The organism is Rhizobacter sp., assembly GCA_021153565.1.
Lineage (GTDB): Bacteria > Pseudomonadota > Gammaproteobacteria > Burkholderiales > Burkholderiaceae_C > Albitalea.
The window spans coordinates 1-9,337 of sequence record JAJKJU010000063.1; the positions used below are offsets into that span (position 1 = coordinate 1).

8 protein-coding genes are annotated in these 9,337 nt (G+C 62.7%); 4 read left to right on the forward strand and 4 right to left on the reverse strand.

Translation table 11 applies throughout. From position 1 onward, the window contains the following. Positions 1-257 precede the first annotated feature (257 nt). Complete coding sequence (gene acnA / locus AC30NL_RS04015) at positions 258-2,978, forward strand: aconitate hydratase AcnA (RefSeq protein ID WP_489462722.1); 2,721 nt, start codon at positions 258-260, stop codon at positions 2,976-2,978. Between the two features lie 528 nt (positions 2,979-3,506). Here the strand turns inward: acnA and AC30NL_RS04020 are convergent. Together AC30NL_RS04020 and AC30NL_RS04025 are read right to left on the reverse strand one after the other, a co-directional pair. Next, on the reverse strand, positions 3,507-3,866 hold the full coding sequence (locus tag AC30NL_RS04020) for an arsenate reductase (protein WP_489462723.1): 360 nt from the start codon (positions 3,864-3,866) through the stop codon (positions 3,507-3,509). Then, positions 3,863-4,129 (reverse strand): hypothetical protein, encoded by a 267-nt coding sequence (locus tag AC30NL_RS04025; RefSeq protein WP_489462724.1) that lies wholly within the window; start codon positions 4,127-4,129, stop codon positions 3,863-3,865. The genes AC30NL_RS04020 and AC30NL_RS04025 overlap by 4 nt, the downstream gene beginning before the upstream one ends. A gap of 42 nt (positions 4,130-4,171) precedes the next feature. On the opposite strand from AC30NL_RS04025, the gene AC30NL_RS04030 reads away from it, so the two are divergent. From AC30NL_RS04030 to gloA, 3 genes are all read left to right on the forward strand, one after another. Continuing rightward, positions 4,172-5,137, forward strand: coding sequence for an MBL fold metallo-hydrolase (locus tag AC30NL_RS04030; RefSeq protein WP_489462725.1), 966 nt, complete (start codon positions 4,172-4,174; stop codon positions 5,135-5,137). A gap of 30 nt (positions 5,138-5,167) precedes the next feature. Continuing rightward, positions 5,168-5,953 carry an SDR family NAD(P)-dependent oxidoreductase gene (locus AC30NL_RS04035; RefSeq protein WP_489462726.1) on the forward strand — a complete coding sequence of 262 codons (786 nt, stop codon included), beginning with the start codon at positions 5,168-5,170 and terminating at the stop codon, positions 5,951-5,953. A gap of 66 nt (positions 5,954-6,019) precedes the next feature. Further along, positions 6,020-6,424: a lactoylglutathione lyase gene (gene gloA, locus AC30NL_RS04040; protein ID WP_489462727.1), complete on the forward strand. Its 405-nt coding sequence runs from the start codon at positions 6,020-6,022 to the stop codon at positions 6,422-6,424. A 192-nt stretch (positions 6,425-6,616) separates the two neighbouring features. Here gloA and eda read toward each other — a convergent pair whose 3' ends face one another. Both eda and edd read right to left on the reverse strand, forming a co-directional pair. Continuing rightward, complete coding sequence (eda, locus tag AC30NL_RS04045) at positions 6,617-7,243, reverse strand: bifunctional 4-hydroxy-2-oxoglutarate aldolase/2-dehydro-3-deoxy-phosphogluconate aldolase (protein WP_489462728.1); 627 nt, start codon at positions 7,241-7,243, stop codon at positions 6,617-6,619. Between the two features lie 88 nt (positions 7,244-7,331). Further along, positions 7,332-9,146, reverse strand: coding sequence for a phosphogluconate dehydratase (gene edd, locus AC30NL_RS04050; RefSeq protein WP_489462729.1), 1,815 nt, complete (start codon positions 9,144-9,146; stop codon positions 7,332-7,334). Between the last annotated feature and the right edge of the window lie 191 nt (positions 9,147-9,337).

Sequence of the window (9,337 nt, forward strand, 5' to 3'; positions counted from 1 at the left end):
CCCCTCCATCGTTCTCCAACCAGGGCGCCAGGGGAACCGCGCCATGTAACCGGCCCCGGACTGGGCGGCAGCACTACCGCGTCAGCGGTTTAGTGCAGCCAGGGCTATGGCGAGCATTTGCAACGACGAGCAGGGGTCCTTTGGCGTGATGAGCGGGCATGATCGAAATACTCTCAGCCTCTGATGCCCTGTCGCCGTGCTGGCATTGTCTATTGACACAATATGTCTCCGCCACTGCCGCCAAGAGGTTTGCGCTCATGCCCAACAATCTGTCCAAACACGCTTTCGCGACGATGCTCAAGACCTTCGACGCAGGGTCAGGAAGAGAGGGACGCTTCTTCTCTCTGCCGGAACTGGCGAAGACCTATCCGAACGTGAGCCGCCTGCCTGTCGCGATCCGCATCGTGCTCGAAAGCGTGCTGCGCAACTGCGATGGCAAGAAGGTCACGTCCGAGCACGTGGCCGAGCTTGCCAACTGGAAGCCGAACGCTGCGCGCACGGATGAGATTCCCTTCGTCGTGGCACGCGTGGTGCTGCAGGACTTTACCGGCGTGCCTCTGCTGGCCGACCTGGGTGCGATGCGTAACGTCGCGGCCGGCATGAAGAAAAATCCGAAGACCATCGAGCCGCTGGTGCCGGTGGACCTCGTGGTCGATCACTCTGTGATGGTCGACTACTTCGGCACCAAGCAGGCGCTCGATCTCAACATGAAGCTCGAATTCCAGCGCAATCAGGAGCGCTACGAATTTTTGAAGTGGGGCATGCAGGCCTTCGACACCTTCGGGGTCGTGCCGCCCGGCTTTGGCATCGTGCACCAGGTCAACCTCGAATACCTCGCGCGCGGCGTGCACAAGACTGAAGACAAGGTCCACTACCCGGACACGCTCGTGGGCACGGACAGCCATACGACGATGATCAACGGCATCGGCGTGGTGGGCTGGGGCGTGGGCGGCATCGAGGCGGAAGCAGGCATGCTGGGGCAGCCGGTGTACTTCCTGACGCCCGACGTGGTGGGCTTCGAGTTAACCGGGAGGCTGCGTGAAGGCGTGACGGCGACCGACCTCGTGCTTACCGTGACTGAAATCCTGCGCAAGGAAAAGGTGGTCGGCAAGTTCGTCGAGTTCTTCGGCGAAGGCACCGATAGCCTCGCAGTTCCGGACCGCGCCACCATTGCCAACATGGCGCCCGAATACGGCGCGACCATGGGGTTCTTTCCGGTGGACGACAAGACCATCGCCTACTTCCGGGGCACCGGGCGCACCGCGAAGGAGATCGAAGCCTTCGAGGGCTACTTCAGGGCGCAGGAACTGTACGGCGTTCCGCGCTCGGGGGACATCGACTACACGCAGGTGGTGCGACTCGACCTGGGCACGGTGGCGCCCAGCCTTGCCGGGCCGAAGCGTCCCCAAGATCGCATCGAACTCGGCAACGTGAAGATGCAGTTCGCATCGCTGTTCTCGAAAACGCCTGCAGAGAACGGGTTCAATCAGGCGGCCGAAAAGCTGTCGCAGGACTTCACGACGAGTGAAGGGCTGAGCATCAAAAACGGCGACGTGCTGATCGCGGCGATCACGTCCTGCACCAACACGTCGAATCCGGGTGTACTGCTCGCCGCAGGACTGCTCGCGAAGAAGGCGGTAGAAGCGGGGCTCAAGGTCAAGAAACACATCAAGACCTCGCTCGCGCCCGGGTCGCGCATCGTGACCGACTACCTGGAGAAGGCGGGGCTGCTGCCCTACCTCGAGAAGCTCGGATTCAACGTCGCGGCTTATGGCTGCACGACCTGCATCGGCAATGCCGGCGACCTCACGCCCGAGATCAACGAGGCGATCGTCAAGAATGACCTCGTGTGCGCGGCAGTGCTCTCGGGCAACCGCAACTTCGAGGCACGCATTCACCCGAACCTGAAAGCGAACTTCCTCGCCAGCCCGCCGCTCGTGGTGGCCTATGCCATTGCCGGCACGGTCTGCCGAGATCTGATGACCGAGCCCGTGGGCAAGGGAACGAACGGGCGCGACATTTATCTGGGCGACATCTGGCCGTCGAGTGACGAGGTCTATGCGCTCATGAAGTACGCGATGAACGCCAAGACCTTCAAGGAAAACTACGAGAAGGTGGCGAGCGACCCGGGTAAGCTGTGGAAGAAGATCAACGGCGTGGCCGGACAGGTCTACACATGGCCGGCATCCACCTACATCGCCAAACCGCCCTTCTTCGAGGGCTTCACGATGGAGCCGCCGGTGCACGAAGTGGGCGTGAAGCGCGCGCGTGCGATGGCGCTCTTCGGCGACTCGATCACCACCGACCACATCTCTCCTGCGGGATCGATCAAGGAAGCGTCACCGGCGGGCCAGTGGCTCAAGGCGCACGGCGTGCAGAAGGCCGACTTCAATTCCTACGGCTCACGCCGCGGGCACCATGAAGTGATGATGCGAGGCACGTTTGCCAATGTGCGAATCAAGAATCTGATGATTCCGCCGGGCGCAGACGGCAGCCGCGAAGAAGGGGGAGTGACGCTGTTCCAGCCCAGCGGCGAGAAAATGTTCATCTACGACGCGGCGATGAAGTACGTTGCCGAGGGCACGCCAACGGTGATCTTCGGCGGTGAAGAATACGGCACCGGATCGTCGCGCGACTGGGCCGCCAAGGGCACACAGTTGCTGGGCGTGAAGGCGGTCATTGCACGCAGCTTCGAGCGCATCCACCGCAGCAATCTCGTGGGCATGGGCGTGCTGCCGCTGCAATTCAAAGGCACCGAGAGCTGGCAGTCGCTGGGCATCAAGGGCGACGAACTGTTCGACATCGAACTCGATCCGCACATCAAGCCGCAGCAGGATGCGACGCTGACCATCACGTCGGCGGATGGGACACAAAAGTGTGTGACGCTGACGCTGCGCATCGATACGCCGATCGAGGTGGACTACTACAAGCACGGCGGGATCTTGCCGTTCGTGTTGAGGCAGTTGATGGCGGCTTGATCGGATGAACGCCCGCCCACCGGCTCCCTATCCCGCCTCCGCTGACCTTTATGTACGCTGGACACGCGGAAGATGGCCGTTGGAGCAAATTTTTCCCCTGCGAGGTTTGAAGAAGGCGGGGTTGACTCATGACAAGTTCATGTTTGCTCAGAGGCCCAGGCCCCTCACCCCAGCCCTCTCCCCGAAGGGGCGAGGGAGCAATACAGGGCAGTTCGCTGTGGTCCGCTTCGAAGTAACGCATTTCGGCTCCCTCTCCCCCGGCGGGGGGAGAGGGTTGGGGTGAGGGGTCTCTCAAAAATCACCCCCATCTCCCCTGGTGCCGGTCGAAAACTCACATCACTGCAAGTGAATGTCGTCACAGCCAGTAACGCGCAACTTTCCGCGTGTCCAGCGTGCGTAAAGGTCAACCCGCCTCTGAGAGCCGGGATGTGATGTATCCAGCTCCTGACGGGGATGTCATCGCGTCCTATGCAGAGCCCGGCGCAACCCTCGGGCTACAGGTTCAATGCTTCGCAGCGGAGACTGGAATCAATCCACCGGATGCTGCTTGAATGTCTCTGTCGTGAACCCGACCGTCACGGTTCCATCGGGCCACTCCACCACCGGGCGCCTGATCAGGCTTGAATGCCATGCCATCGCCTCGCGCGCCGATGGCGCGTCGGTCACGCCGGCCTTGATTGCATCGTCGAGCTTGCGCCACGTCGTCCCCTGGCGATTCAGCAAGGCTTCCCATCCCAGGTGCTTGAACCACACCTCCATGCGCTCGATGGGCACACCGTTTTTCTTGAAGTCGTGAAACCGGTGCTCGATACCTCGGTCATCGAGCCATGCACGCGCTCGCTTCACGCTGTCGCAGTTGGGGATGCCGTAGAGGATGGGCATGGTCATGGCATTTCTGAGGTCTGGTAGTCGTCGCACAGCGGATCGGGCCCATAACCCGTGTCCACCACCTTGCCGGTGGTGCTGTCGAGTCCGACCTGGAACCACTTGCAGAACACCGCATCGTAGCGGTACGACCAGAGCGTGCGGCCCTGCATCAGTAGCGGTTTCGATTCCGCCGGGTGGCCCAGCGCCAAGAGCACTTCATCTCGCGTTTCGCCCCCGTGCACCGCATCGAACTTCGCCTCCGTCAAGACCTGTTCCCAACTCATGAGCTCAACCTTTCCTAGAATGCCTTAAACCGTGAGGCTTCAATGCCAATGCTCCCCCACAAAGCCTTTTTCCGCGAACATGCCGACGGCATCCACGTCATCGACACGGGCTTTCACCGCCCGCAATTCGACGCCAGCTATCTCGTCAACGAGAAAGGACGTGCGGCCTTCGTAGACACCGGGACGAACCATTCGATTCCTCGCCTGCTGGCCTCGCTGGAAGCCGTGGGCCTGTCGCCTGACCAGGTCGACTATGTCATTGCCACTCATGTGCACCTCGACCACGCAGGCGGTGCGGGATTGCTGATGCGCTTGCTTCCTCATGCGAAGCTGGTCGTGCATCCGCGCGGCGCTCGTCACATGATCGACCCGACGGAACTGATGGCCGGCGCGCGGGCCGTATACGGGCAGGAGGAGCTGACCCGTTCGTATGGCGACGTGATCGGCGTCGATGCGCAGCGCATGATCGTCACCCATGACGGCATGACGCTCGATTTCGCCGGCCGCCCGCTGTTCTTCATCGACACGCCCGGCCACGCCCGCCACCACCATTGCATCTGGGACGAACGCAGCCGCGGCTTCTTCACGGGCGACACCTTCGGGCTGTCGTACCGCGAGCTCGACTCCGAGCGCGGCGCCTGCCTCTTTCCGACGACGACGCCGGTGCAGTTCGATCCCGAGGCCCTGCGCAACTCCGTCAAGCGCATGCTGGCCTTCGAGCCGGATTGGATGTACCTCACGCACTTCGGCCCGGTCGATAACGTAAAGGCGCTCGGAGAACAGTTTCTCGACACGCTGGATGCGATGGTTGTGCTGGGAAGGTCGGTCGCGAATTCAGCCCATCGCCATGAGGCCTTGCGCGCGGGGCTCGTCGAGATCTATCGTGAGCGTCTTCGCATCAGCGGCTGCACGATGAGCGATGCGCAGGCGATGGACCTGCTCGCACTCGACATAGAACTCAATGCACAAGGCATGGGCATCTGGCTCGATCGCAGCCAACCACATTAACTTACCGAACAACACGACAAGGAGACTCTCGTGGGCACCGTTCACTTCAATCTCCAAGGCCAGGTGGCCGTGGTCACAGGCGCAAGCCAGGGCATCGGCGCGGCCTGCGCCGAGCGACTGTCGGGTGACGGTGCAGCCGTGGCGCTGTGGGACATGGACGACGCGCGCGGTCAGGCACTCGCCGACCGGCTCGTCGAAGGTGGAGCACGTGCCGTCTACGTGCATTGCAACGTGGCGAAGAAAGCCGAGGTCGATGCCGCGGTGGCCACCACGCTCGCCGCCTTCGGCCGTATCGATGCGCTCGTGAACAACGCGGGCATCTTCAAGGCCGCGGACTTTCTCGACATCACTGAGGCCGATTGGGACGCGGTCATCGACGTGAACCTGAAAGGCTCGTTCCTCGTCGGCCAGGCGGTGGCGCGCGAGATGGTGAAGACGGGCGGCGGATCCATCGTCAACATGAGCTCAGTCAACGGCGTGATGGCGATTCCGAGCATCGCGAGCTACAACGCGAGCAAGGGCGGTGTGAATCAGTTGACGCGCGTGATGGCGCTGTCGCTGGCCGACAAGAACATCCGGGTGAATGCAGTCGCGCCGGGGACGATCGCCACCGAGTTGTCGAAGAATGCGGTGCTTGGAAGCGACGAAGCAAAGGCGCGCATCATGAGCCGCACGCCAATGAAGCGGCTCGGCGAACCCGGTGAAATAGCAGACGTGACGGCGTTCTTGTTGAGCAGTGCGTCGACGTACATGACAGGAGAGATCGTGTACGTGGATGGTGGGCGCTTGACCTTGAATTACACGGTGCCCGTCTAGGGCGCGATGGCACACTGTTCGCCCACGCCACCATAACCCGCATCACTCTCGATGCGCGATAAGTTCATGAGACTTCTCCACACCATGCTTCGCGTTGGCGACCTGCAACGGTCCATCCGCTTCTACACCGATGTGATGGGCATGCAGTTGCTGAGAACCACTGAAAGGCCGGACCAGAAATACGACCTCGCGTTTCTGGGCTACGGCCGCAATCCGGAGCATGCGGAGATCGAACTCACCTACAACTACGGCGTCGACCGTTATGACCTGGGTTCGGCCTACGGCCACATCGCGATCGGCGTGCCCGACGTGGTCGCCACGTGTTCGGCAGTGCGCGAAAAGGCTGCCGCCCTGGGCGGGGCCATCACGCGCGAGCCGGGGCCGGTCAAGGGCGGCACGACGGTGATCGCATTCATCACCGACCCAGACGGCTACAAGATCGAGCTCATCGAGCAAGCCGCCGCGCACTGATCGTTCGGGGCCCAAAAGACATCAGGGGCGCCGACTGGCGCCCCTGTGCTTTGTTTCTTCGCTCCCTGCCCCGCCGCCCGTTCCACCGGCTCACGAAGTCATTGTCATGCCAAGCAAGCCGTCACGCATCCCTTATGTGCGGGACGCGAACAGTCCGAACTGATGCATTTGTCACGACCCCACCGAGGGCCGTCAGGCGTTGCGCAACTGCGCTGTCGCCTTGGCCAGTTGCGTGATGCGCGTCCAATCCTTTGCATCGATGGCATCCTGCGGCGTCAGCCACGACCCGCCGCACACCCGCACGTTGGGCAACGCGAGAAATTGCGGTGCAGTTTCGGGCGTGATGCCGCCGGTGGGGCAGAACACGACGTCCGGGAAGGGGCCGGCCAGTGCCTTGAGCATGGGGATTCCGCCCGCCGCCGTGGCAGGGAAGAACTTGAGGAAGTGATAGCCGTCGATGTTGGCCTGCATCACTTCGCTGCCGGTGGCAACGCCCGGAAGAAGCGGCAGGCCGAGGTTGAGGCAGGCGACGCCGACATCGTGCACGTAGCCCGGGCTGACGGCGAACTGACAACCCGAGTTCTTCGCGGCCTGTGCGTCGGCCACGTTCCGCACGGTGCCGGCGCCGACGATCGCGCCTGGCACGGCACGGGCGATGGCCTCCATGCACTTGAGTGCGATTGGTGTGCGCATCGTCACTTCGAGCACCCTGACACCGCCGTCGACGAGGGCCTGCGCAAGAGGCACGGCATCTTCGAGCCGGTTGATGACGATGACCGGAATCACCGGGCCATGACTTGCAAGTTCGAGTGTGTGCATTCGTCGATTCGATTCAAGTTCGTTGGGTAGGGTAGGCAAAGCGAAGGTCCGTGCATCCTGTCGAATGGGCGCACGCGGACAGCCAAGATCAAAGCCAGGTCACCGCCCCCTCTTCCGCCGTCAGCACGTTGTGCCGCATCCCGCCGAAGAGCTCGCGTCCCAAGCCGTGGGAGTTCACGTCGCGCTGCTTGTCGCTCAATACCGCGACATCGCGCTTCGCCCATTCCTTCTCGTCGACCATCGCCTCGAGCGTGCCGATCACCGCGTCAAGCCGGATGATGTCGCCGTTGCGCACCTTGCCCAACGGGCCGCCGGCCAGCACTTCGTGGCTCACGTGGATGGCTGCCGGCACCTTGCCTGACGCACCGCTCATGCGGCCGTCGGTGACGAGCGCCACTTTGAAGCCCCTGCCCTGCAGCACAGCAAGCGGTGGCGTGAGCTTGTGCAACTCAGGCATGCCGTTGGCGCGCGGCCCCTGGAAGCGCACGACGGCGACGAAATCCTTTTCGAGTTCGCCTGCCTTGAAAGCGGCAAGCAATTGCTCCTGAGTCTCGAAGACGAGGGCGGGCGCTTCGATGATGTGGCGGTGTTCGGGCACCGCGGACACCTTGATGACCGATCGGCCGAGATTGCCGGTGAGAAGCTTCAAACCGCCCGTCTCGCCAAATGGCGCTGCCGCCGTCCGCACGACACTCTCATCGCCACTTTGCGGCGGCATGTCAGCCCAGCCCACGTGATCGCCTTCACGCTGAGGCAATCGCGTATAGGCACTGATGCCGCCCTCGGCCACCGTAACCACGTCTGGATGCATCACGCCGCTGTTCACCAGTTCGCGAATCACGAAACCCGGCCCGCCTGCCGCCTGGAACTGGTTCACATCGGCGCTGCCGTTGGGGTACACGCGCGCCAAAAGCGGCGTGACGTGCGACAACTCGGAGAAATCGGTCCAGTCGATGAGAATGCCCGCCGAGCGAGCCACCGCGACCCAGTGGATCAAGTGATTGGTCGAGCCACCGGTCGCCAGCAAGGCGACCATCGCATTCACAATCACGCGCTCGTCGACCAGCTTGCCGATGGGCGTGAAGCGCCTGGCCTTGGTGATGGACAGCACCGTGCGAACGGCCTCGCGCGTCAGCGCCTCGCGCAGTTCGGCATGCGGGTGAACGAACGCAGCGCCCGGCACGTGAAGCCCCATCGCTTCGAGCAGCATCTGGTTGCTGTTGGCCGTGCCGTAGAAGGTGCAGGTACCGGGGCCGTGGTACGCGGCGGACTCGGCTTCGAGCAGCTTGTCGCGCCCAATCAGCCCTTGCGCAAACTGCTCGCGCACTTTGGACTTGTCGGTATTGGACAAGCCGCTGCTCATCGGCCCGGCTGGAACGAACACGCACGGCAGATGGCCGAAATGCAAGGCGCCTATCAAAAGCCCCGGCACGATCTTGTCGCAGATGCCAAGCAGCAGCGCTGCATCGAATACGTCGTGCGTCAGCGCGATGGCCGTCCCCATGGCGATCGTGTCGCGAGAGAAAAGACTCATCTCCATGCCCGGCAGGCCCTGGGTTACGCCGTCGCACATGGCCGGCACGCCACCCGCCACCTGCGCCGTGGCGCCCTGCTTGTGTGCTTCGTCGCGAATCAAAGCGGGGTAGCCCTCATATGGCTGGTGCGCCGACAGCATGTCGTTGTATGCATTGACGATGCCGATGTTGGGGGCGCGTTCGGCGACGATGCGCAGCTTGTCGTCGCTGGGCAGCGCGGCAAAGGCGTGGGCCACGTTGGCACAGCCCATGCGCTCGCTGCCGCGCGGTCGGTTGATGCCTTGCTCGACGCGGGCCAGGTAGGCCTCGCGGGTTCGTACGCTTCTGTCGCGGATTCGTTGGGTGACGGTGTTGACAGTGTGCTTCATTGCAGGCCGATTCGTATGCTGTTGCGTGCTGGGGGTGACGTCGATACCGATGTAACTCGAATTTTGATTGCGAACTCAGAGGCTGAGAGCTTTTCGAGCGTGCCCGAGCAGCGCGTCAAAAGGCACCTGATCTAGGCGCAAAGCGCAGCCATAGCCCGGGCTATGGCGAGCATTTGCAACGACGAGCAGGG